The sequence below is a fragment of the Sphingomonas soli NBRC 100801 genome, assembly GCF_001591025.1.
Lineage (GTDB): Bacteria > Pseudomonadota > Alphaproteobacteria > Sphingomonadales > Sphingomonadaceae > Sphingomonas > Sphingomonas soli.
This window is the reverse complement of the sequence record NZ_BCTZ01000015.1, coordinates 128,093-150,906: the sequence shown is the minus strand read 5'-3', so window position 1 is coordinate 150,906 and position 22,814 is coordinate 128,093. Positions and strand designations below refer to the sequence as shown.

Here is a 22,814-nt window from a genome sequence, read left to right as displayed (position 1 = left end):
CGTAATTTCGGCAACGCGCCTAGCATGTCTTCGAAAAGGGTGTTGCGGTATTTCCCCGGCCTTCCGGCGGATCGGGGCCGTCCCGTTAGCCCGGCGGAATGAGCGTCTCCACATTCTTCGCCGCCAGGGTCCAGTGATAGACGGCATCGGCCAGATAAATGCGGAACTGATAGGGATCGACCTTCACGGTTTTCGCATTGCCCGTGCAGAGCGGCGTACGGGAGATGATCTGCATCCGCAGCCGCGCCTCGCGCTCCAATCCCGGCTCGGCGCGCAACAGGCGGACCGAGCGCTGGGGCTCAAGCTGAACCATGCAGGCCACGGCATCGTAAAAGCGCCGATCGACGGGCGAGCGGAACTTGCCCCGCGCTTCTTCCCGCGCCCGGAAACGGGCAATCGCCGACTTGTCGAGCGTATCGCCCGGCATCAGCATGAAGTGGGGCGCGTAGGTATTGAACGCATCCTCGATCAGCGCGCCGCGATCATAGATCGCCCGGCACATCGTATAGGTGCCGATCACCACGGGATTGCAATCGCCGAAATAATTGGGTGTCGGCACTCCCGAGAAATCGCGATAGCAGCCGGTATTGGTGCGGATGACGCGGTCCAGCGCGTCCTGGGTCTTGCCGTCGCGCGCATGGCCCTCCACGATCGGCCGCAGCAGCTCCGGCGGCGCATGGCGGATGCAGCGCACGAACATGCGCGAATTCGTATTGGCCGTGCGGCTGGCGCGCGCACCCTGAGGAGGGAGCGGTGTGTTCATCGGCATCGCGTCGAACTGGCCGCTTACGGTGATGTCGTAATTGCCCGGCTGTGGGCCGGGGGGCGGCATTGCCGGCGTGGGCGTGTTGGGGGCGCTATCTTGCGCCGCCGCGGCGGGAGCCATGCCGGCGACGAATAAAGACGAGCAGATCAGTGCCAGAGCCGACGTCCGCATTGCCCCATATCCCCTTGTCGCAGCAATGAAAGTCGTCCTTTCATCCTGAATTGCCGATGAACATAATCCAACCGAAATGACATCAATATTTGCCGGACCAGCGCATTTCTCGAGAGACGGATGCGCTTGCCTCCATTTTTCGTAGCCTATTGGAACGCATGACGGAGAAAGGGCGCTTGCGGGCGCGAGGAAGGGCGCTAGGCTCGCCGGAAATTGGAGGGGCTTTCCGAATGTTCGTGCGCGCGCTGATTGCGATCCTGGCGGCTTTTGCCTGTGGCACCGCCTATGCGGGGGACAAGCCGCTATACGCCGCCGCGCCGACCTGGGTGACGCCCGCGCCGGAGATCGACTTCTCCAAGCTGACTGACCGGGACCCGATGCTCGTGCTGTTCGATCAGCAGCAGCGGATCGAGAACGGGCAGGTTTGGATCTATATGAGCCAGGCGCTGCGGGTCGTATCGCCCCAGGTGCTCAGCCAGGTGGGAACGATCCAGTTGCCATGGCAGCCGGATCAGGGCGACCTGATCGTCCATGTGGCGCAGATCGTGCGCGGCGCCGAGCGGATCGACCTGCTGGCAAAGGGTGAACCGCTCAAGGTGCTTCAGCGCGAGGAGCAACTGGAGAAGAGCCAGATCAGCGGGACGCTGACCGCGACCATGGCAGTCGAGGGGTTGCGCGTCGGAGACACCTTGATCTTTCGCTATTCGATCACGCGCAAGGATCGCGCGCTGGCCGGCAATGTCCAGACGGTGGCGCCGTTGCTGCCGGAGAATGTGCGCGCGCGATTTGCCCGCTTGATGCTCTCCTGGCCCAAAGGCGCGCCGGTGAAATGGAAGCTCTATTCGGAAGGCGTGACGCCGAAGATCACGAGTGCGGGCGGTTTCGAGACCGTGGAAATTCCGATGCCGCTTCCCAAGCAGCCCGAAATGCCGAACGACGCGCCGGGCCGCTACACCAAATTGGCGATGCTGGAGGCGACGAGCTTCGCGGACTGGGCAGCGGTGTCGAAGTCCATGGCGCCCTTGTACAAGGCCGACGGCCTGATCGCGGCGGGCAGCCCGCTCGCGGCGGAAGTGGCGAAGATTGCCAAGGCATCGACCGATCCGCGCGTGCGGACCGCGATGGCCCTGCGGCTGGTGCAGGACGAGGTCCGCTATCTCCTGAACGCGATGGACGGCGGGAATTACATTCCGCAGTCTCCGACCGCGACCTGGTCGCTGCGCTACGGCGATTGCAAGGCGAAGACGCTGCTGCTGCTGGCGATTTTGCGCGAACTGGGAATCGAGGCGGAGCCGGTGATCGCCAGCTCATCGATGGGCGAACTGGTTCCGGCGCGTCTGGCCGCGCCCGCCGCGTTCGATCATGTGTTGGTGCGCGCCACGGTGGCGGGCAAGACGCTGTGGCTGGATGGGACGAGCGCCGGCGACCGGATCGAGGATATGGAAGACACGCCGCCGTTCCGCACGGTATTGCCGCTTCGCATGGCGGGAGCCGAGCTGCTGCCGATCGTCATGCGCCCACCGGGCCGCCCGACGATGGAAATCTCGGTGGAGCTCGATCAGCGCGCCGGGCTGACCATACCGGCGACATTCAGCTATTCATCGGTGGCGCGGGGCCCCTTGGCGGCTATGCTGCAGGCGGTCTCGACCCAGGCAACCAAGGATCAGCTCAGGGACTTTGTCGAGAAGATGGTGGGCACTGTGCTCGTCAACGCCGCCTTGGGCGATCAGGCGCTGCGCTACGATCCGGAGACGGCGACCGCGACGATCACCGCATCCGGCGTGATCGGATCGGGCTTCGAGCGCGAAAACCGCCGCTACAAGATGGTGCTCGACCGCACCGTGAACGATATAGACTTCGCACCCGATCGCGCCCGTGCGGCATGGCGGGACATTCCGGTAGCGGTAGCCCCGGATGCGACCGGCACCTATCGTCTGCGCGTGCGGCTGCCCGACAATGGCAAGGGCTTCGTGCTGGAGGGCAACCAGACGCTGCCGCCGGTACTGGCAGGCGTGCCGATGATGCGCACGGCTAGCCTGGCGGATGGCTGGGCCACGGTTGAGGATCGCTTCATGCCGGTCGGGGCCGAGATCGCGCCCGCCGATGTGGCGGCCGCGCGGACGCAGGTGACGCTCGCGAAGAAGCGGCTGCTGACCGTGCTGGCTCCCGTGAGCTACCCGCCTCATTACGAAGTGGTGGCGGCGGGGAAGGCATCGAAAATCTTCGATCCGGTGCTGGCGGTCTATGCCAAGATGATTGCGGAAGAACCCGAAGAGGTGAAATGGTATCTGAATCGCGCCAATTTCTTCCTGGGCATTTATGAGTGGCGCCGCGCGCTGGCCGATCAGGACAAAGCGATCGCGTTGCAGGCCGACGTCCGCACCTATCTTGCGCGCAGCGTGACGCGCGAGGCGCTGGGCGACGATGCCGGTGCGCTTGCCGATGCCGAAGAGGCTTATGCGCTGGAGCCGGGCAACGCCACGGCGGTGAGCCGCGTCGCGCGCCTGCGTTTCGAAAAGGGTGACCGGGACACGGCGCTTTCGATGCTCGAGGCGCAGATCGCCGAGGGCGGCAGCGGCGCGGAGGGCTATCAGACCCTGCAGGCCGAGCTGCTCGCCAAGAGCGGTCGCGCGTCCGAGGGGCTGGCGGTGCTCGACAAGCTCGTGGCCGAACGCCCGTCCGATGCCAACCGGCTCAACAACCGTTGCTGGTTCAAGGGAACGAACAATCTGGATCTGGAAGGCGCGCTCAGCGATTGCGCGAAAGGCATAGAGATCGCGGGGAGCCCCGCGCACATCTATGACAGCCGGGCGATGGTCTATTACCGGATGGGCAAGATGGCAGAGGCGCTTGCCGATCTGAACGCCGCACTGGAGGTTGTGCCGGATCAGAGCGCCAGCCTGTTCATGCGGGGCGTGGTTCGCCGCCGCATGGGAGATACCAAAAGCGGGGACAAGGATCTCGCCACAGCGCGCCTGCTCTGGCCCGTCGCCGACGCGGAATATGCGCGTTGGGGGATCAAGCCGTAAGGGTGGGGTGCCCCGTCGCCAGGATTTGGAGTTTCTTCACCCGGGGGCGTTAAGGGTCGCAGCATGGCGACGCGCGTCTTCATCACCATCGATACCGAGCTCATGTGGCGGCACCATGTCGCGGGGCTCGATACGAACGATATCGTCCAGCGTTCGCTGGAACCGGCCGGGGTGGGCGTGGGCTGGCAACTGGAGCGATTGAAGGCGCATGACCTGAAGGCATGCTTCTTCGTCGATCCGATGCCTGCGCTCGTCTATGGGCTCGATCCGGTCAAGCGCGTGGTCGCCGCGATCCTGGAGGCGGGGCAGGAAGTGCAATTGCACCTCCACCCGAACTGGACCGGCGCGCGAAAGGACGACAGGGGCGCGGCTTCGGGGCCGTTCGAGCTGATCGACTATGGCTTTGACGAGCAGGTGGAATTGCTGCGCGGCGCTTCCGACATGCTGGTCGCGGCAGGCGCGCCGGAGCCGATCGCGTTCCGCGCGGGCAGCTATTCGGCGAGCGATGATACGCTGGGCGCATTGGCGATGCTCGGCTTCGAATATGACAGCAGCCACAACGGCTCCGAACATCCCTGGCCGAGCGCGATCTCGTTGCCGGTCACGCAGATCGCGCCGATCGCGCATCGCGGGATGATCGAAGTGCCGGTCACGCTGATCGAGGACAAGAAGGGCCATTTGCGCCATTTCCAGATCTGCGCGCTTTCTACAGGCGAGATGCGGGCGGCGCTGGATCACGCGATCCGGCACGATCATGCCGCGATCACGATCGTGAGCCATGGCTTCGAACTTGCAAATCGGGCCGGTACGCGGCCTAACCATGTGCATGTGCGGCGCTTCGAGGCGCTGTGCGCGATGCTGGCCGAGCGCCGGGGGAAATTGGTGACGGAATTTTTTGGCGACCGCCCGGCGATGGCGCTGGGCGGGGATGACAGGCCGCTGGGGCCGAGCGTGCTCCGCACCCGGCTGCGTCAGGCGGAACAGCTCTGGTCCAACCTGATCGAGGAGCGCGCCGCGTGAATGCGATGAGCGATATCACTGCCCATCCAGGCCCCGCGCGGCCGATCCAGCTCAAGTTCGAAGTGGGCGCCCGCACGCTGATGGCGATCCAGCGATCGCTGGTACGCATCCCGCTGAGCCTGGACGATGCGCGCGCGGGCATGCTGCCCGAGCTTCCCGCGCTGGAGCGCGAGGCGCATGGCTATGCGATCACGTCGCTGCCCGAAAAGCTGCAGGCGCTGGTCGTCGCGGCTTCGGGGGACATGCTGCCCTTCGTGCGGCAGCGCTACACGCGCTATTTCATCGATTTCGAGGTCGGCTTCGAAGGATGGTGGAACGGCCTGTCCTCCAACGCGCGGCAGGGGCTGCGGCGCAAGGCGAAGAAGATCGCGGCCGAGAGCGGCGGCGACCTGGACGTGCGCAGCTTCACCCGGCCGAGCGAGCTCGACGAATTTCACGACGTGGCGCGCAGGATCTCGCTGCGCACCTATCAGGAAAGGCTGCTGGGCTCGGGCCTGCCCGACACGCCGGAATTCCTCCGCGAGATGGTGGCGATGTCGGCGCAGGACCGGGTGCGCGCCTGGCTGCTCTACATTGCGGGCGAGCCGGCCGCCTATCTCTACTGCCCGATCGACGGCGACAATGTGATCTACGCCTATGTCGGCCATGATCCTGCGTTCAACGATCTGTCGCCGGGCGCTGTGCTCCAGCTCGAGGCGATGCGCGACCTGTTCGACGAAAACCGCTTCGCGCGCTTCGACTTCACCGAGGGCGAAGGCCAGCACAAGCGCCAGTTCGCGACAGGCGGCGTGCCCTGCATCGACCTGTTGCTGCTCCGGCCAAGCCTGGCGAACCGCGTGACCATGGCGGCGCTGAGCGGGTTCAACCGCAGCGTCGCGCTGGTGAAGCGCGGCGTGGAGAAAGCGGGGCTGGGCAAGCTGGCGAAGAAGGTGCGGCGGGGCGGCTAGTCCCCCTCCCGCTCCGGGGGAGGATCGGCTAGGCCGGGTCCATGCATCTTCGCGCCGAAGCCATCATCCTGAGCGTCCGCGCCCATGGCGAGCATGGGGCGGTGGTGCGTGCGCTGACCGAGGAGCATGGGCTGCAGGCGGGCTATGTGCGCGGCGGCAGGTCGCGCGCGATGCGGCCGGTGTTGCAGCAGGCGAACCTCGTGCTCGGCGAATGGCGCGCGCGTACCGAGGAGCAATTGCCGGGGCTGACGGTCGAGCTGATCCACAGCCGCGCGCCGATGTTCGGCGAGGCGCTCCCCGCCGCGGCGTTCGAATGGGCGACTGCGCTGACCGCGTCGATCCTGCCCGAGGGCCAGCCTTACCCTCGAGTCCATGCCGCGCTGGAGGGCGTGCTCGGTGCGATCGAGGCGGCACCGGCGGCGCGCGGCTGGGCAGTGGCGTTGGTCCGCTACGAATTGCTTCTGCTCGCCGAGCTGGGCTTCGGGCTGGATCTGGAGCGATGCGCCGCGACAGGGAGCACGCAGGAATTGCACTTTGTCAGCCCAAAGAGCGGGACCGCGGTGAGCCGGATGGGTGCGGCAGGATATGAGAGCCGGCTGCTGCGGCTCTCCCCCTTCCTGACGCTGGGCGGGCCGGCGGAGTGGGTCGATATCTTCGACGGCCTCAAGCTTACCGGACATTTCCTGGAGCGCGACCTGCTTCACGGAAAAAGCGCGGAAGTGATCGCGGCGCGCTCACGGCTGGTCGATCGGCTCAAGCGGGCGGTTGCGTAAGGCGAAAGGGATCGGCAAAGCGCCCTGCGGAATCATAAGGGGGCGGGAATGCCACTAATAGCAGTGTTGCCGGGCGATGGGATCGGCCCGGAAGTCACCACGCAGGCGCGGCGGGTGCTCGAAGCGCTGAATCTCGATCTGCAGTTCGAGGAAGCGCCGGTTGGCGGCGCGGGCTATCTCGCCTCGGGCGTGCCGCTGCCGCCCGAGACGCTGGCGCTCGCCAAGCGCGCGGATGGCGTGCTGTTCGGCGCGGTGGGCGATCCCCGTTTCGAGGCGCTGGAGCGTCGCCTTCGCCCGGAGGCCGCGTTGCTGGCGCTCCGCCGCGAGCTGGGGCTGTTCGTCAATCTGCGCCCGGCGACGCTGTTTCCCGGCCTCGAAGACGCTTCGCCGCTCAAGCCCGAAGTGGTCGACGGGCTCGATATCGTCATCGTCCGCGAGCTGATCGGCGACGTCTATTTCGGCGAGAAGGGCCGCCGTACCACCCAGGAAGGCCTGCGCCAGGGCTATGACTGGATGTCGTACGACGAAGCCGAGGTCGAGCGGATCGCGATCGTCGGCTTCGAGATGGCGAAGCGCCGCAAGCGCAAGCTCTGCTCGGTCGACAAGGCCAATGTGCTGGAGACTTCGCAGCTCTGGCGCGACGTGGTGAACGAAGTCGCGGTGCGCTATCCGGAGGTCGCGCTGACCCACATGTATGTCGATAACGCCGCGATGCAGCTTGTCCGCCGCCCGGCCGATTTCGACGTGATCGTCACCGGCAATCTGTTCGGCGACATTCTTTCCGATCAGGCGAGCATGTGCGCCGGCTCGATCGGCATGCTGCCCTCCGCGTCTTTGGCCGACTGGAGCGGCGCCAATGGCATGTATGAACCGATTCACGGCAGTGCGCCCGATATCGCCGGTCAGGGCAAGGCAAACCCTTGCGCTGCCATCCTTTCTGCGGCCATGTTGCTCCGGCATTCTTTGGGGGAAGAAGCTTGCGCCTTGCGGATCGAAGCGGCTGTAGCGAAGGCGCTGGAGGCGGGGGCGCGAACCCCGGATCTGGGCGGCAGCCTGACGACGTCCGAGATGGGCGACGCGGTGCTCTCAGCACTGACGTGATTCCCGATCTGCTCGAGCTTGCGGTTGTCATCCCGACGTTCAACGAGCGGGGCAATGTTGCGACGCTCGTCGCGAAGCTGGATGCGGCGCTGGCCGAACGCAATTGGGAAGCGATCTTCGTCGATGACGACAGCCCGGACGGCACGGCCCAGGCCGTGCGCGACCTGGGCCGGCTCGACAAAAGAGTGCGGGTGATCCAGCGGATCGGCCGGCGCGGGCTATCTACCGCGTGCATCGAGGGGATGTGCGCGACCGCGGCGCCGATCGTCGCGGTGATCGACGGCGACATGCAGCATGACGAGACCAAGCTCGCCGAGATGCTCGATGCGCTGGAGGGCGACGACAGCCTCGAGGTCGTGATCGGATCGCGCTTCTGCGAGGGCGGATGCACCGGCGAGTGGGACAGCGACCGCGTTGCGAAATCCGCGCTGGCGACCAAGCTTTCGCGCAAGGTGCTCAAGGCCGACCTGACCGATCCGATGAGCGGCTTCTTCATGATCCGCACCCAGATCGTGCGCGATCTGGTGCCGACGCTTTCGGGCATCGGCTTCAAGATCCTGCTCGATATCATGACCGCCGCGCCGTATCCGCTGAAGTTCCGCGAAGTGCCCTATGTCTTCCGCACCCGCACCGAGGGCGAGAGCAAGCTCGATCACGTCGTGGCGATGGAATATCTGATCGCCTTGTACGACCGGATGTTCGGTAAGGTCGTGCCGGTGCGCTTCGCGATGTTCTCCGCGATCGGCGCGCTGGGGGCGGGGATCCATTTCCTGATCCTTGCGGTGCTCTATCGCGGCATGCTGCTGCCCTTCGTCGCCGCGACGATCGTCGCGACGGTGGCGGCGATGACCTTCAACTTCTTCCTCAACAACGCGCTGACCTATCGCGGCCAGCGGCTGAAGGGGGCGAAGGAATTATGGGGCGGCTGGGTAAGCTTCTGTATCGTCTGCTCGGTGGGTGCCGCTGCAAATGTCGGCGTCGCGGCGTTCCTGCATAATGTGCAGCACGGCGACTGGCGCCTGTCCGCGCTAGCGGGGATCATGGTGGCCGCCGTATGGAATTTCGCGCTGTCGTCGCGCTTCACCTGGGGGCGGTACTAAACTCCCTCTCCCGTCGGGAGAGGGAAGGGGCCCGCTCGCGAAGCGAGGGGGAAGGGTGAGGGCAGCCCATGCCTTTGGTCCTCACCCTTCCGCAGCTTCGCTGCTCCCTCCCTCTCCCAAAGGGAGAGGGATTACGCCCAGCTTGGGAACCACATCCAGTGACGGAAGCCCTGATCGCTGCTGAGCGGCGAGGCGGCGATGATCGGGTAGAAATAGACGAACGCGACCAGCGAGGTGGCGGCGAACCATTCCTCCCAGCCGCGATTCCTGCCCCGATCGAAATAGTGGAATGCCGTCGCGAGCACGAGGCAGAGGAAGATGCCCGAGAGATGATAGTAATAATAGAAACCCAGCGACTTGGGGATCACGACATAGATCGCCACGCTCGCCGTCCATAGCAGGGCGACCGCGAGCGGACGGATCGCCCTGGCGCGGAACCAGGCCCAATAGCAGGCCAGCACCGCCAGCAGACCGCCCCACATCACCACCGGATTGCCGATCAGCAGCACCCCGCGTTGCGCGCCATCATCCCATTCATAGAAATACCAGATCGGCCGGATCAGCAGCGGCCAGCTCCACCAGTCCGATTGATAGGTATGCGGTCGGAGCACCTGGGTCTGGAGCGAGAGCATCTCCCATTGCTGGGCAAAGAGGCCCGACAGAGTGAGCGGCTGGCTGGCGTAGAGGAATGCGGGGAAGAAGCTGAGGAAATAGACCGTGATGCTGACCGCGCCGAGCAGCGCCAGTGCGGGGAGCGCCGGCAGCCCGCGCCAGTGCGGCTGGTCCTTCCCCGATAGCGCGGACACTAGCGGCCTGCCCGCAATGCGCGCATCGCGGGCGCGGATGACGAGGAAGGCGGCTGCGGCGAGCGCGATATAGGGGATGGCCGACCATTTGACGCCGGTCGCCAGGCCGAGCAGCGCACTCGCGGCGATCCAGCGCCACCACACCTGTCGGCCCTGGCCCTTCATCGCCCAGAGCATCAGCACCATGCCCCAGACGATGAACGCGCCCAGGAAGATATCGAGCATCGCCGTGCGCGCCTGGACGAAGATCGTCTGGTTCAGCGCCGCAAGCGCTGCGCCGATGAGCGCGGGGCGCATCGTGCCGAGCAGCAGCCACAAAAAGGCGAAGACCCCCAGCACGGTCGCGGTGCCCGCGAAGCTGGGCATGATCCGCCAGCCGATCGGATTGTCGCCGAAAAGCACCATTCCCGCCGCGATCAACTCCTTGCCTACCATCGGATGCTCGATGTTGCGCGGGCCCGAAAGGTCTAGGATCGCCTGCGCGGCGGGCACATAATGCACCTCGTCGAACATGATCCGGCCGGGCCGGTCGAGATGGACGGTGAAGAGTAGCTGCGCGGCGAGGCCGATCAGCAACGCGACGATCCAGGGGCGGTTGCCAAGGGCCTTGATGCGATCGAGCATTGCGCTTTGATAAACGATCATTTCGCGCCCGTCATGCGGGAGTTGGTTGACGCGAGGCGCTCCCGCCCGGCAAAGCGCATATCATGAAGCGCAATACCGGCCAGGACCGCAACGTCACCCAGAACTGGAAGCCCGCGACGCAGGCGATCCGCGGGGGCACGATGCGTTCCGAATTCGGCGAGACGAGCGAGGCGCTCTTCCTCACCTCCGGCTATGCCTATGATTGCGCCGGTGATGCGGCGGCGCGCTTTGCCGGCGAGCAGGTGGGCATGACCTATTCGCGGCTGCAGAACCCGACGGTGCAGATGCTCGAAGAGCGGATCGCACTGCTGGAGGGTGCCGAGGCGTGCCGCACCATGGCGAGCGGCATGGCGGCGATGACCGCGGCCTTGCTCTGCCAGCTTGAGGCGGGCGACCACCTCGTGGCGGGCCGCGCCGCGTTCGGATCGTGCCGCTGGCTCACCGATACTTTGCTCCCGAAATTTGGGATCAACGCGACGATCATCGACGCGCGCGACCCGCAGCAGTTCGAGGATGCGGTCCGCCCCAACACCAAGGTCTTCTTCTTCGAGACGCCCGCCAATCCGACGATGGACGTGGTCGATCTGGAAGCGGTGTGCGCCATCGCGAAGAAGCATGGCATCGTCACCGTGGTCGACAATGCCTTCGCGACGCCGGTGCTCCAGCGCCCGCTCGATTTCGGCGCGGACGTGGTCGCCTATTCCGCCACCAAGATGATGGACGGCCAGGGTCGCGTGCTGGCCGGCGCCGTGACCGGCAGCGCGGCCTTCATCAACGATGTGCTGCTGCCCTTCACGCGCAATACCGGGCCGACGCTCAGCCCGTTCAACGCCTGGGTGGTGCTCAAGGGGCTGGAGACGCTGGACCTGCGCATCATGCGCCAGAGCGAGAATGCGCTGAAGGTTGCGCGATTCCTGGAAGGCCGGGTGCCGCGGGTCAATTTCCCCGGCTTGCCCAGCCATTCGCAGCACAATCTGGCGATGCGCCAGATGAAGGCGGCGGGGCCGATCTTCTCGCTGGAGGTGGATGGCGGGCGCAAGCAGGCGCATGCGCTGCTCGACGCGCTGCAGCTCATCGATATCTCGAACAATATCGGCGACTCGCGCTCGCTGATGACGCATCCGTCGTCCACCACCCATTCGGGCGTCGCCGAGGAAAAGCGGATCGAGATGGGCGTGAACGAAGGCATGCTGCGCCTCAATGTGGGCCTTGAGGATCCGGACGACCTGATCGCCGATCTGGATCAGGCGCTGAGGGCTGCCGGCTTATGATCATGAAGGCGCTGTTCAAGGAGGAAGCAGAGACGCGCGGCATCACGGTGCGCGTTTCGGTCAGCTATCTTCCCGAACAGTCGGAGCCGGATCGCGGCCGCTGGTTCTGGGCCTATCATATCCGCATCGAGAATGGTTCGCCGAGGACGGTGCAACTGCTGACGCGCCATTGGATCATCACCGACGGGCGCGGCGGTCGGCACGTGGTGGAAGGCGAGGGCGTGGTGGGCGAGCAGCCGCTGATCGCGCAGGGGGGAAGCTTCGATTATGTCTCGGGATGCCCGCTCGCGACGCCCACCGGCCATATGCAGGGCAGCTATCGGATGATCGGAGAGGACGGATCGACCTTTGACGTGGCGATACCCAAATTCATGCTGCTGGCACCGGCGGTGACGCAATGAAGCGGACGCATCTTCCCCTGAACGGCCTGCGCGTGCTCGATGCCGCGGCGCGGCACCTGAGCTTCACCCGCGCGGCGGACGAACTGGCCGTAACGCCCGCTGCCGTGGGCCAGCAGATCCGCGCGCTCGAAGATACGCTCGGTGTGGTCCTTTTCCGCCGCACCACCAAGGGCCTTGAACTTACGCAGGAAGGCGAAGCCGGCCTCGCCGCGCTGCGCGCCGGTTTCCTCCAGTTCGAGGAAAGCGTCCGCGCGATGCAGGCGGGGCAATCGTCCAAGTCGCTGACCATCGCCGCGCCGCGTGACCTGACCACCAAATGGCTGATGCCGCGCCTCGCCGAGATCGCGCGCACCGATGGCGAGCTGCGCTTCGTGCTGGTGCCGGCCGACGACACGATCGATTTCACCGAAGCCAATCTCGATCTCGCGATCCGCTGGGGCGAAGGGCCGGGGGAGCATGAGGGCGAGGCGCTGGAGAGCGACGGCATGGTGACCGTCGAGCGACCCGGCGGTGGGCAGGACGTCAAGATCTGCTGGCCGGGCTGTCTGACCGAAGATGCGGTGTCACCGGTGCGTGTGTCAGACGCGGGACTGGCGCTCGATGCGGCGGCGGAGGGGCTGGGCCGGGCGACCGTGCCCGAACTGCTCGCCCGTGCCGATATCGCCGCTGGACGCCTGGCCGTGGTCGGCGAGCCCAAGGCCTCGCGCATGGGCTATTGGCTGGTCGCCCCGCTGCCCCAGTGGCGGCAGAAGAAGGTGAAGCTGCTCGTGGACGCGCTGGCCTCCTAAGGGTCTTAGCTGCCCACTTCTCACGCTGAACTTGCGCGCGACGGAAATTGTCGGTCACGAGCGGTGGGCTGCTTCTCCACGATTCGCCGTTGCCTGTCGCTCGTTCTGGTCTGGCATATGCGCTTGGGCCGTGTAGAGCATATCCCATCAAGAGGAGCGTTTTACCATGCCAGAGAGCCCCTGGGCCCATCATCGCGCACAGGCCGGCGTGGCCGACGATATCGATTTCGAGATCAAGGGGCAGGAGCTCCAGTTCGTCGAGATCGAGCTCGATCCGGGCGAAAGCGCGGTGGCCGAGGCGGGAGCCTTGGTCTGGAAGGACGCGAGCGTCGGGATGACCACCGTATTCGGCGATGGCAGCGCCAATCAGGGTGGCGGCTTCATGGGCAAGCTGCTGGGCGCGGGAAAGCGGCTGATCACGGGCGAGAGCCTGTTCACCACGGTCTTCACGCACGAAGGATCAGGCAAGGCACGCGTGGCGTTTTCGGCCCCGGTTCCCGGGGCGATCGTGCCACTCAAGCTTTCGGAACTGGGCGGTGCGCTGATTTGCCAGAAGGATGCATTCCTTGCAGCGGCCAAGGGCGTTTCGATCGGCATCCAGTTTCAGCGCAAGGTGATGACCGGGCTGTTCGGCGGCGAAGGCTTCATCATGCAGAAGCTGGAGGGCGATGGCTGGGTATTCGTCCAGTTCGGTGGTGCCATCGTCGAGAAGACGCTGCGGCCCGGCGAGCAGCTCCATATCGATACCGGCTGCCTGGCGGCCTATACGCCGAGCTGCACCTTCGATCTGGAAACCGCGGGCGGCGTCAAGAACATGGTGTTTGGCGGCGAAGGCGTGTTCTTCGCGCGGCTGACCGGACCGGGCAAGGTCTGGATCCAGTCGCTGCCGTTCGGAAGGCTCGCCGGGCGCATCGTCGCGATGGTGCCGCAGAACCGTGGTGAAGGATCGGCGCTGGGGCCGCTGGGTGACATTATCCAGGGCAATCGTTGAGCGCCCGCGACATGCCCGTACTGGAAACCGAGCGGCTCGTGCTGCGGCCGCGACGCCCCGACGACGCCGAAGCACTTCACGAAATCTATTCGGACGCGGACCTGATGCACTGGTGGTCGCACGGCCCCCATACGACGCTCGATGAGACGCGCACCCGCATGGCGGACAAGTCGCCTGACTGGCGCTGCTGGTCGATCACCCGGCAGGGCGACGATACGGCGATCGGATTCGTCGCGGCGGGCGAGAAGCGGCAGGGCAACGTCACGGAGATCGGCTATGCGCTGGCGCGCGAGCATTGGGGCGTCGGGCTGGCGGCGGAGGCGGTGACGCGGATGATCGATCAGATCTTCGCCGAGGGACAGCGCCGCGTCTTCGCCGATACCGATCCGGAAAATACCGCCTCGCGCGCGCTGCTGGAGCGGCTGGGCTTCAAGCTCGAAGGCTATCTGCGCGCCGAATGGGAAACCCATATCGGCGTGCGCGACACGACCCTGTACGGCCTGCTTCGCGAGGAATGGCGCAGTGGCACCGCCTGATCTGAAGGACCCGGTGCAACGGGCCGCGTATGCCCGCGAATTGCACGGCGTCGCTCGAGGCGTGCGGCTGGCGGGGTTATGGCTGGCCGCATCGGGCGCGCTGGTGCTGGTCGCGCGGCGCTTCCAATGGCCCGATATACCCTTGTGGCTTGCCGCTGGCATGGTGGGGCTGGGGGCGATGCTGATGATCACCGGCATCGCGGCGCGTACGCGCTATCACGCGCTCAGGATGCGGGACTAAGTCCGAGGCTGGGCCGGGGCCCGCGCGGGATCAGTTGGCGGGACCGGCGAACTTCACAAGCGCCGCTATCAGGCTGGCGAAGCGCATGTCCTCTACCGGCGCAGCGGTGTCGTTCCAGCTTGCGGCGGCGGCGTACCATGCGCCGTCCTTGCCCTGGAGCAGCAGCGTTAGATTGATCACGCCGGGTTCCGATCCGCCTTTGAACCCCACCCATGGATATTGCGCCTTGTCGACGGCGATGCCGCTGTTCTTCGAGAGCACGGCGCGCGCGTCCTTGCCCCGCTCGCCCTCGGTATTGCGGCGTAGCCAGTCCATCACGCGGATTAGATCGCTGCTGGAGAAGAACCATTCGATCGTGCCGATCCGGCTGGGCAGGCGCGGGACGCCCGCCATCCGGAGCAGCGGCGCCATGTCAGCGCTCGCGATTTCCCCCGCGAGCATCTTGCGCTGCGCCTTGTCGTCGAGCGCTTCATATTTGTCGGCCAGCGCCCCTTCCTGCAGCCATTTGAGCTTGAAGGCTTCGAGCGTGCCGAGGAAGGGCACGTTGCGCGGATCATGGGCCACCCCGACCGTGCGCATCATCGCCTCGACCTTTTCGCGGCCCAGTGTGGCGAGCAGGATGTCGGTGGCGCTATTGTCGCTCACCGAGATCATCTGGGTGGCCAGCTCGCGCAAGCTCACCTGGGCCCCCTTGGGCTTGGCGGTGTAGCCGCCTCCGGGAAGCGGGCGGCCGTCGAGGGTGACGAGATCGTCCCACTTACGCTCGCCCTTGTTGGTCACGCGGATCAGCTCGGCGAGGATGACGAGCTTGAACGCCGAACCCACCGCGAGTCGCTGATCGGGATTGTGCGACAGCGTCAGCTCGGGCTTGCCGCTGCCCAGCCGGGCAAAGGCATAGCCGGTCGTGCCGTGCAGCTTGCCGATCGCGCCCGTCACTTCGGCCAGCGTCTTTTCCTGCGGCTCCAGCCCGGTGAAGCGCAGGCCCGAGACCTGATGCGGTTCGGCCGGATCGACAACGAGCTGGAAGACGAGAATGCCCTTTTCGGCGCGCACTCGGACGGTGCCCGAGAACGGCGTGATGAGCTTCACCTCCTCGACGGCGAGCAGCTTGCCGCCCATCGCGGCGATCTGGACATTGACCGGAGCGAACTTCGCCTTGGGCACTGCCGCCTGGAAGCCGGGGCTGAAATAGCTCTCATAGCTGCTGGTGCCGGAGATAACCGACAGAAGTTCCTGCGCACGGGCAGTGAAGGCGGGATCCGCCTGCACAGGGGCGGTCTGGATGTGCGCAGGCGGGGTCCGGGCCACGCCGGGTGCGGCGAGCAGGAGCGCGGAGAGAGCGATCAGATGGCGCATCGGAAACCTCGCTTACAGATGTAATCGTTGCATGAGGCTCTTACGCGCCGTGGAGCGACGGGCAAGCACGCCGGTCGCATCCTAGTCGCAGAAAATTATGATATCAAGATTTACGCGTCGATCGCGCCTTCCTCGAGCCGCGCGGCATTTTCCTGGATGAAGGCGAAGCGGTGCGCCGGGTTGGTGCCCATCAGCCTGTCGACCAGGTCCTTTACCCCCATCCGCTCCTCATATTCCTGCGGCAGCGTGACGCGCAGCAGGCTGCGCGTTGCGGGGTCCATCGTGGTTTCCTTGAGCTGGGTGGGGTTCATCTCGCCGAGACCCTTGAACCGGCTGACTTCGACCTTCTTGCCCTTGAATGCGGTCGCCTCGATCTCGGCGCGGTGCGCATCGTCGCGGGCGTAGAGTGACTTGGCGCCGACCGTCAGCCGGTAGAGCGGCGGCTGGGCGAGATAGAGATGCCCGCGGCGGACCAGCTCGGGCATTTCCTGGAAGAAGAAGGTCATCAGCAGCGTGGCGATATGCGCGCCGTCCACGTCTGCGTCCGTCATGATGATGATGCGCTCGTAGCGCAGATTGTCGGGCACGCAGTCCTTGCGGGTGCCGCAGCCCATGGCGAGGATCAGATCGGCGATTTCCTGGTTGGCGAGGATCTTCGCGCTGGTGGCGCTGGCGACGTTGAGGATCTTGCCGCGGATCGGCAGGATCGCCTGGGTCTTTCGGTCGCGCGCCTGCTTGGCCGATCCGCCGGCGGAATCGCCTTCGACGATGAACAGCTCGGTGCCGGCGGGATCGTCGGCCGAGCAATCGGTGAGCTTGCCCGGCAGGCGCAGCTTGCGAGCGCTGGTCGCGGTCTTGCGCTTTACCTCGCGCTCCTGCTTGCGGCGCAGGCGATCGTCCATCCGCTCCAGCACATAGCCGAGCAGCGCCTTGCCGCGGTCCATATTGTCGGCGAGGAAATGATCGAAATGGTCGCGCACCGCCTTTTCGACGAGGCTCGCGGCCTCGGGCGAGGTGAGCCGGTCCTTGGTCTGCGACTGGAATTGCGGATCGCGGATGAACACCGAGAGCATCAGCTCGGATCCGGTCATCACGTCCTCGGCGGTGATGTCCTTGGCCTTCTTGTTGCCCACCAGATCGCCGAACGCGCGGATGCCCTTGGTGATCGCGGCGCGCAGCCCCTGTTCGTGGGTGCCGCCATCGGGGGTCGGGATCGTGTTGCAGTACCAGCTGTAGGAACCGTCGCTCCACAGCGGCCACGCGACCGCCCATTCGACTCGGCCATTCGATTCGCCCGGGAAATCCTGCGCGCCCGAGAAGAAATCGGCGGTCGCGCATTCGCGGTTGGCGATCTGCTCCTTCAGGTGATCGGCCAGGCCGCCGGGAAACTGGAACGTCGCCTCGGGCGGAATTTCCTCGCCCGCCAGCGCGGGATCGCACTTCCAGCGGATCTCGACGCCCGCGAACAGATACGCCTTGGACCGCGCCAATTTGTAGAGCCGGGCGGGCTTGAAGTGCATTTCCGGGCCGAAAATTTCGGGATCGGGCGTGAAGGACACGCTGGTGCCGCGCCGGTTCGGCGTGCCGCCCAGATGCTCCAGCGGACCCAGAGTCCTTCCCTGGCTGAAGCGCTGGCGATAAAGCTGCCGGTCGCGCGCGACTTCTACCACGGTGTCGATCGACAGCGCGTTGACCACGCTGCTGCCCACGCCGTGCAGGCCGCCTGAGGTGGCATAGGCCTTGCCCGAGAATTTGCCGCCCGCATGCAGCGTCGACATGATCACTTCGAGCGCGGACTTGTCCGGGAATTTGGGATGCGGATCGACCGGCATGCCGCGGCCATTGTCGGTGATCGTGATCCGGTTGCCGGCATCGAGCGTGATCTCGATCCGCGTCGCATGGCCCGCGACCGCTTCGTCCATCGCATTGTCCAGAATCTCGGCGGCGAGATGGTGGAGCGCGCGCTCGTCGGTGCCGCCGATATACATGCCCGGGCGGCGGCGGACCGGCTCAAGCCCCTCCAGAACCTCGATCGAGGATGCGTCATAGGTGCCGGGCGCGGGATTTGGGGAAGCGAACAGATCGTCTTTGTCGGACATGCGGAACGTATAGGTGGTGGGGAGTCAGGGGCGCAAGGGTGCCATAGTGGACGCATCTGCGCTGTGGAGAATCGGCATGCGGAGATAGCCTGCAGCGATTGGAAGCTATCCCGAGGGGCCGGCATGCCGTATCTCGACGACGATATCGTGGACCTGCGCCGGGACGACGGCACCACGCGCCAATATTATTGGGGCGACGAGGTCGAGATCGTCGCACAGGACGCCCAGGGCGTCCGCATCCGCATCATCGGGTTGAACGGACCGCTCGACGAAGGGCGCGTCCGCAAGGATGCGAAGTTCCGGGACGATGCGCTGCTCCGCCTCTCGATGGTCGATGTGCAGCAGGGCGACGGGATGATCCTGGAGACGCCGGGCGGCAAACGGATCTTTATCGACGGCGGGGACAACAAACTCTTCGCCCGCCACGTGGCCGCGCGGTTTCGCGGCACGACGGCCGTCAAGCCGTTGCTCGTCGATCTGATGCTGGTCACGCATGGCGACGCCGACCATTTCGAGGGGCTGAACGAACTGCGCAAATCGGAGACCGATACACGTGCGAGCAAGCGCGTGTTCGTCGCGCCGAAGCGCTATTACCATAATGGCATCGTCAAGAGGCCGGGGAAGAAGCCCGGCGGCAGCACGCGGCCCGAGCTCGAGATGCTTGGCCCCACGACAAAAGTGGGCGGCGTGCCGCTGGTCACCGGCCTGGTCGACGATCCCGCAGCGTTGCCGCCCGGGGAGCGCAACGGCCCGTTTACCAAATGGACCGAAACGCTGGCCGCGTGGGAGCCGCGCGTGCAGTTGCTGACCGGCAGCCCGATCGAGCGCCGCCGCATCGATCACCGCAGTGGCGATGCCTTCGATTTCCTCGCCGAAGACGGGGTCACTATCGAGATGCTCGGGCCGATCGCTGAGGAAACACCTGCGGGACCCGGCCTGCGGTTCCTGAAGGATCCGCCCGACGACGCATCGCTGATGCTCGGCACGATCCAGGCGAGCGGCGGGAGCTGGTCTGCCAGCCATACCATCAACGGGCATTCGATCGCGTTCCGGCTGCGCTACGGCAATGTCCGCTTCCTGCTGACCGGGGACATGAATCAGGAAGCGGGGCAGCGGCTCCGCGAGGCCTTGCCCGGCGCGTCGCTGCGCGCGGAGATATTGAAGGCGCCGCACCATGGCTCCGCCGACTTCGACATGGAGATGCTCAAGGAAGTCGGGCCCGTTGTGTCGATGATCTCCTCAGGCGACGAGAGCAAGGCCAAGGAATATATCCATCCGCGCGCCACGCTGATGGCCGCGCTCGGCAAGGCATCGCGCGGGACGCCCGCCGTGATCTTCATCACCGAACTGGCCGCCTTCTTTGCCTATAGGGGCGAGGCGACCGATGCGGGGGGCAAGAAGTTCGTCGCGTTCGAGCGAACCAATTTCGGCATCGTCCATATCCGTACCGACGGAATGCGCGTGCTCGCGCTGACGCACTCGGGCAAGGAAGGCATGAACGAGGCGTATCGCTTCATGGTCTCGCCGAATGGCGAAGTCGTATTCGCGCCCGCGGTGGTCAAGCGCTCGGCGCCGCCCAAAAGCACCTAGCGCCGCCCGGGCTTCTTGGTCTCAGCAAAGGCAGGTCAGGCGGCAAAGGAGCATGCGGGCAATCGGGCAACTCCAATCCCAGAGGCGACACAGAAATTGAGCCGGCGGATCGCTCCGCCGGCTCCGTGATTTTAGCGAACGCGCGGACCGCCAAAGGGCAGCGGAGGCGGCGGGCGGCGATCACGGCGCGGTAGCTGCGCCTGGTAGGCGTGGCCGCAATGCTCGACGCAATAGGGGAATCCGGGGTTCACCTTGTCACCGCAGAAATGGAAATCGGGCTCGCCGGGATGGCCGAGCGGCCATTTGCAGACGCGATCGTTGAGATCGAGCAAGGTGGTCTTGCCCGCGATCGCCTCGCTCGGCTTGGCAGGAACCAGACGGCGCGGCGGGGCGGGCGTGCTCGGGGCGGACTGCTCGCCGGGATTCTGGCGCAGGAAGCCGCCGGGACCGACCGAGCGCATCACATGGACTTCGGGCGCCTTGGGCGCGTTGGCGAGCTCACCCGTCGCGCTCGGCGTGGAAATCGTCGCGGCTGAACGCGGCGCGGGCTCGGGCGGCGACTCGGGCGGCGCGGGCGCGCGCGGCGGCTCTGCTGCCGGGGCCGGGGCGGGCTTGGGCGCAGCGGCTTTGGCGGCAGCCTTGGCCTCGTTGGGCTTTACCGGCGAAGGGCGCGCGGGCAGGCCCAGGCGATGCGCCTTGCCGATCACGGCGTTGCGGCTCACTCCGCCCAGCTCCTCGGCGATCTGGGTGGCGGTCAGGCCTGAGTCCCACATCTTCTTCAGCGTATCGATACGCTCGTCGGTCCAGCTCACGCGTCTTCCTTCGTCCTGTGGCCAGCCACCTTGCTCAACCTTGGGCCACGGAGTACGCGAACCACAATGTCCAGCCAGCCTGAAATCGGTCAAAACCTCCCCGAGCCCGGCGTTCCGGTTATCCGCAACGTAAATTGGGGAGGTCTTCGGACCCTCTATATCAAGGAGGTGCGCCGATTCTTCAAGGTGCAGCTCCAGACGGTGTGGGCCCCTGCGGTCACGACCTTGCTGTTCCTGGTGATTTTTACGGTCGCCTTGGGCGGCGGCGGGCGAATGGTGACGCTGCAGGGGCAGGAGATTCACTTCGCCGATTTCATCGCGCCGGGCCTGATCGTGATGGGGATGCTGCAAAATGCGTTTGCCAATGCCAGCTTCTCGCTGCTCGTCGGCAAGATCCAGGGCACCATCGTCGATTATCTGATGCCGCCGCTATCTACTGCGGAATTGCTGTTCGCGCTGGTCGCTGGATCGGTGACGCGCGCATTTTGCGTCGGCGCCACGGTGTGGCTCGCAATGGCTTTGTGGCCGGGCGTGCATGTGACGCCGCATCATTTGTGGGCGATCCTGTGGTTCGGCCTGCTCGGCGCGGCGTTCCTTGCATTGCTCGGCGTGCTGACGTCGATCTGGGCCGAGAAGTTCGATCACGCAGCCGCGGTGACCAATTTCGTCGTCGCGCCGCTGTCGCTGCTCTCGGGCACCTTCTATTCGGTCGAGAAGCTCTCGCCGCTTTTTCAGACGATCAGCCATCTCAACCCGTTTTTCTACATCATCTCGGGCTTTCGCTACGGCTTTCTGGGCGTCGCCGACTCGCCGATCCTGCTGGGCAGCGCGGTGATCCTGGGGCTCGATATCGCGCTGGGTCTGTTCTGCTACTGGCTTCTCCGCAGCGGCTGGAAGATCAAGAGCTAGGCGCGCGCCGGGGGCCTTGCCCGATGCGCATGCCCTGCGAAACGATCCGCGCGGCAGCGGTGTTGCGCTCACCTTCGCCACCCCGTAAAAGCGCGCTTCGGCGGCCCCGAAGGCCGCTTTTTTCGTTTGAGGAGATGCGACGTGCCTACACCTGCGCTCATGCCCGTTTACCCGCGGTGCGGTGTGCGACCGGTGCGAGGCGAGGGAGTCTATCTCTATGGCGAGCAGGGTGAGCAGTATCTCGATTTTGCCGCCGGCATCGCCGTCAACGCGCTCGGCCATGGCCATCCGCATCTGACCAAGAAGCTGCAGGAGCAGGTCGCGACGCTGATGCACGTGTCGAACCTGTACGGATCGCCGCAGGGCGAGGCGCTGGCGCAGCGCATTGTTGACAACAGCTTCGCCGATACGGTGTTCTTCACCAATTCGGGCGTCGAGGCGATCGAGTGCGCGATCAAGACCGCGCGCCGCTATCACTACGTCAACGGCAACCCTGAGCGGCACAAGCTGATCACCTTCAAGAACGCCTTTCACGGCCGTTCGATCGGCGCGATCTCGGCGACCGATCAGGCCAAAATGCGCGACGGCTTCGAGCCGCTGCTGCCGGGCTTCGATTATGTGAAGTTCAACGATCTGGAGGGCGCGCTCGCCAAGATCGACGGTGAGACGGCGGGCTTCCTGGTCGAGACGGTGCAGGGCGAGGGCGGAATGACCGCTGGCACGCTCGAATTCATCCAGGGCCTGCGCAAGGCGTGCGACGAGCACGGACTGCTGCTGATCCTCGACGAGATCCAGTGCGGCTATGGCCGCACCGGCAAGATGTGGGCCTATGAGCATTACGGCATCACGCCGGATATCATGACCGCAGCCAAGGGCATTGGCGGGGGCTTCCCGCTCGGCGCGTGCCTGGCGACCGAGGAAGCCGCCAAGGGCATGGTGATCGGCACGCACGGCTCCACTTATGGCGGCAACCCGCTGGCGATGGCGGCTGGGCAGGCGGTGCTCGACGTGATGCTCGAGCCCGATTTCCTGCCGCATGTCGTGAAGATGGGCGAGCGGCTGCGCGCGGCCTTCGAGCAGCTCATTCCCAATCACGATCACCTGTTCGAGGAGATTCGCGGCAAGGGACTGATGCTCGGCATCAAGATGAAGGACACGGTCGTCAGCCGCGATTTCGTGGCGCACCTGCGCGACAATCACGGGCTGCTGACCGTGGCGGCGGGCGAGAATGTGTTCCGCGTGCTGCCGCCGCTGGTGATCAACGAGGATCACATCGCCGAATGCATCGAGCGGCTGAGCGCGGGTGCGCGCAGCTTCGCTCCGCCCAGCGATGACTGAGTTTGCGACAGTCCTCCCCCGGAGGGGGAGGTGGCATGCGAAGCATGACGGAGGGGTAATCTCCGCAGAGGCTGGCTTCTCGCTTGTGGAGACTACCCCTCCACCAGCTTCGCTGGTCCCCCTC

General features: G+C 65.6%; 20 protein-coding genes. 15 read left to right on the top strand and 5 right to left on the bottom strand.

Features of this window, described 5'->3' with window-relative positions:
- Positions 1–85: 85 nt before the first annotated feature.
- The gene (locus SSO01S_RS12360) at positions 86–937 is read right to left on the bottom strand and encodes a hypothetical protein (protein WP_157073763.1); all 852 of its coding nucleotides are present in this window, start codon (positions 935–937) and stop codon (positions 86–88) included.
- A 230-nt stretch (positions 938–1,167) separates the two neighbouring features.
- Between SSO01S_RS12360 and SSO01S_RS12355 the strand changes: the two genes are divergently transcribed.
- The 6 genes from SSO01S_RS12355 to SSO01S_RS12330 all read left to right on the top strand — a co-directional run bounded on the left by SSO01S_RS12355 (position 1,168) and on the right by SSO01S_RS12330 (position 8,907).
- The gene (locus SSO01S_RS12355) at positions 1,168–3,966 is read left to right on the top strand and encodes a DUF3857 domain-containing protein (protein WP_066799139.1); all 2,799 of its coding nucleotides are present in this window, start codon (positions 1,168–1,170) and stop codon (positions 3,964–3,966) included.
- Positions 3,967–4,029: 63 nt separating this feature from the next.
- A complete protein-coding gene (locus SSO01S_RS12350; RefSeq protein ID WP_066799138.1) occupies positions 4,030–4,986 on the top strand; it encodes a polysaccharide deacetylase family protein in 957 nt (318 codons plus the stop codon).
- Between the two features lie 5 nt (positions 4,987–4,991).
- A complete protein-coding gene (locus tag SSO01S_RS12345; RefSeq protein ID WP_083943007.1) occupies positions 4,992–5,933 on the top strand; it encodes a GNAT family N-acetyltransferase in 942 nt (313 codons plus the stop codon).
- Positions 5,934–5,974: 41 nt separating this feature from the next.
- A complete protein-coding gene (gene recO, locus SSO01S_RS12340; RefSeq protein ID WP_066799136.1) occupies positions 5,975–6,706 on the top strand; it encodes a DNA repair protein RecO in 732 nt (243 codons plus the stop codon).
- Between the two features lie 48 nt (positions 6,707–6,754).
- Positions 6,755–7,807 carry a 3-isopropylmalate dehydrogenase gene (gene leuB, locus SSO01S_RS12335; RefSeq protein WP_066799135.1) on the top strand — a complete coding sequence of 351 codons (1,053 nt, stop codon included), beginning with the start codon at positions 6,755–6,757 and terminating at the stop codon, positions 7,805–7,807.
- The gene (locus SSO01S_RS12330) at positions 7,807–8,907 is read left to right on the top strand and encodes a glycosyltransferase family 2 protein (protein ID WP_066799198.1); all 1,101 of its coding nucleotides are present in this window, start codon (positions 7,807–7,809) and stop codon (positions 8,905–8,907) included. The genes leuB and SSO01S_RS12330 overlap by 1 nt, the downstream gene beginning before the upstream one ends.
- Positions 8,908–9,038: 131 nt before the next feature.
- Here the strand turns inward: SSO01S_RS12330 and SSO01S_RS12325 are convergent, their stop codons facing one another.
- On the bottom strand, positions 9,039–10,358 hold the full coding sequence (locus SSO01S_RS12325) for a phospholipid carrier-dependent glycosyltransferase (RefSeq protein WP_245646759.1): 1,320 nt from the start codon (positions 10,356–10,358) through the stop codon (positions 9,039–9,041).
- A gap of 62 nt (positions 10,359–10,420) precedes the next feature.
- On the opposite strand from SSO01S_RS12325, the gene SSO01S_RS12320 reads away from it, so the two are divergent.
- The 6 genes from SSO01S_RS12320 (at position 10,421) to SSO01S_RS12295 (ending at position 14,586) form a co-directional block, all read left to right on the top strand.
- Positions 10,421–11,629 carry a trans-sulfuration enzyme family protein gene (locus SSO01S_RS12320; RefSeq protein ID WP_066799133.1) on the top strand — a complete coding sequence of 403 codons (1,209 nt, stop codon included), beginning with the start codon at positions 10,421–10,423 and terminating at the stop codon, positions 11,627–11,629.
- 2 nt (positions 11,630–11,631) lie between these two features.
- Entirely contained in the window at positions 11,632–12,030 is a 399-nt protein-coding gene (gene apaG, locus SSO01S_RS12315) for a Co2+/Mg2+ efflux facilitator ApaG/CorD (RefSeq protein ID WP_066799131.1), read from the top strand.
- On the top strand, positions 12,027–12,818 hold the full coding sequence (locus SSO01S_RS12310) for a LysR family transcriptional regulator (RefSeq protein WP_066799129.1): 792 nt from the start codon (positions 12,027–12,029) through the stop codon (positions 12,816–12,818). Before apaG ends, SSO01S_RS12310 begins: the two co-directional genes overlap by 4 nt.
- A 166-nt stretch (positions 12,819–12,984) precedes the next feature.
- Positions 12,985–13,809, top strand: coding sequence for a TIGR00266 family protein (locus tag SSO01S_RS12305; protein ID WP_066799127.1), 825 nt, complete (start codon positions 12,985–12,987; stop codon positions 13,807–13,809).
- Between the two features lie 11 nt (positions 13,810–13,820).
- Positions 13,821–14,345, top strand: coding sequence for a GNAT family N-acetyltransferase (locus tag SSO01S_RS12300; protein WP_066799125.1), 525 nt, complete (start codon positions 13,821–13,823; stop codon positions 14,343–14,345).
- Entirely contained in the window at positions 14,332–14,586 is a 255-nt protein-coding gene (locus SSO01S_RS12295; protein WP_066799123.1) for a hypothetical protein, read from the top strand. The genes SSO01S_RS12300 and SSO01S_RS12295 overlap by 14 nt, the downstream gene beginning before the upstream one ends.
- 30 nt (positions 14,587–14,616) lie before the next feature.
- Here SSO01S_RS12295 and SSO01S_RS12290 read toward each other — a convergent pair whose 3' ends face one another.
- Together SSO01S_RS12290 and parE are read right to left on the bottom strand one after the other, a co-directional pair.
- Complete coding sequence (locus SSO01S_RS12290; protein ID WP_066799121.1) at positions 14,617–15,942, bottom strand: serine hydrolase; 1,326 nt, start codon at positions 15,940–15,942, stop codon at positions 14,617–14,619.
- 110 nt (positions 15,943–16,052) lie between these two features.
- A complete protein-coding gene (gene parE / locus SSO01S_RS12285) occupies positions 16,053–18,041 on the bottom strand; it encodes a DNA topoisomerase IV subunit B (protein WP_066799119.1) in 1,989 nt (662 codons plus the stop codon).
- A 123-nt stretch (positions 18,042–18,164) separates the two neighbouring features.
- Here parE and SSO01S_RS12280 point away from each other — a divergent pair, with 123 nt between their 5' ends.
- The gene (locus SSO01S_RS12280) at positions 18,165–19,631 is read left to right on the top strand and encodes a ComEC/Rec2 family competence protein (RefSeq protein ID WP_066799117.1); all 1,467 of its coding nucleotides are present in this window, start codon (positions 18,165–18,167) and stop codon (positions 19,629–19,631) included.
- Positions 19,632–19,762: 131 nt separating this feature from the next.
- Here SSO01S_RS12280 and SSO01S_RS12275 read toward each other — a convergent pair whose 3' ends face one another.
- Positions 19,763–20,443 (bottom strand): GcrA family cell cycle regulator, encoded by a 681-nt coding sequence (locus SSO01S_RS12275; protein ID WP_066799110.1) that lies wholly within the window; start codon positions 20,441–20,443, stop codon positions 19,763–19,765.
- 66 nt (positions 20,444–20,509) lie between these two features.
- Between SSO01S_RS12275 and SSO01S_RS12270 the strand changes: the two genes are divergently transcribed.
- Together SSO01S_RS12270 and SSO01S_RS12265 are read left to right on the top strand one after the other, a co-directional pair.
- On the top strand, positions 20,510–21,352 hold the full coding sequence (locus SSO01S_RS12270) for an ABC transporter permease (RefSeq protein WP_066799108.1): 843 nt from the start codon (positions 20,510–20,512) through the stop codon (positions 21,350–21,352).
- Positions 21,353–21,511: 159 nt separating this feature from the next.
- The gene (locus SSO01S_RS12265) at positions 21,512–22,690 is read left to right on the top strand and encodes an aspartate aminotransferase family protein (RefSeq protein ID WP_083943005.1); all 1,179 of its coding nucleotides are present in this window, start codon (positions 21,512–21,514) and stop codon (positions 22,688–22,690) included.
- Positions 22,691–22,814 lie beyond the last annotated feature (124 nt).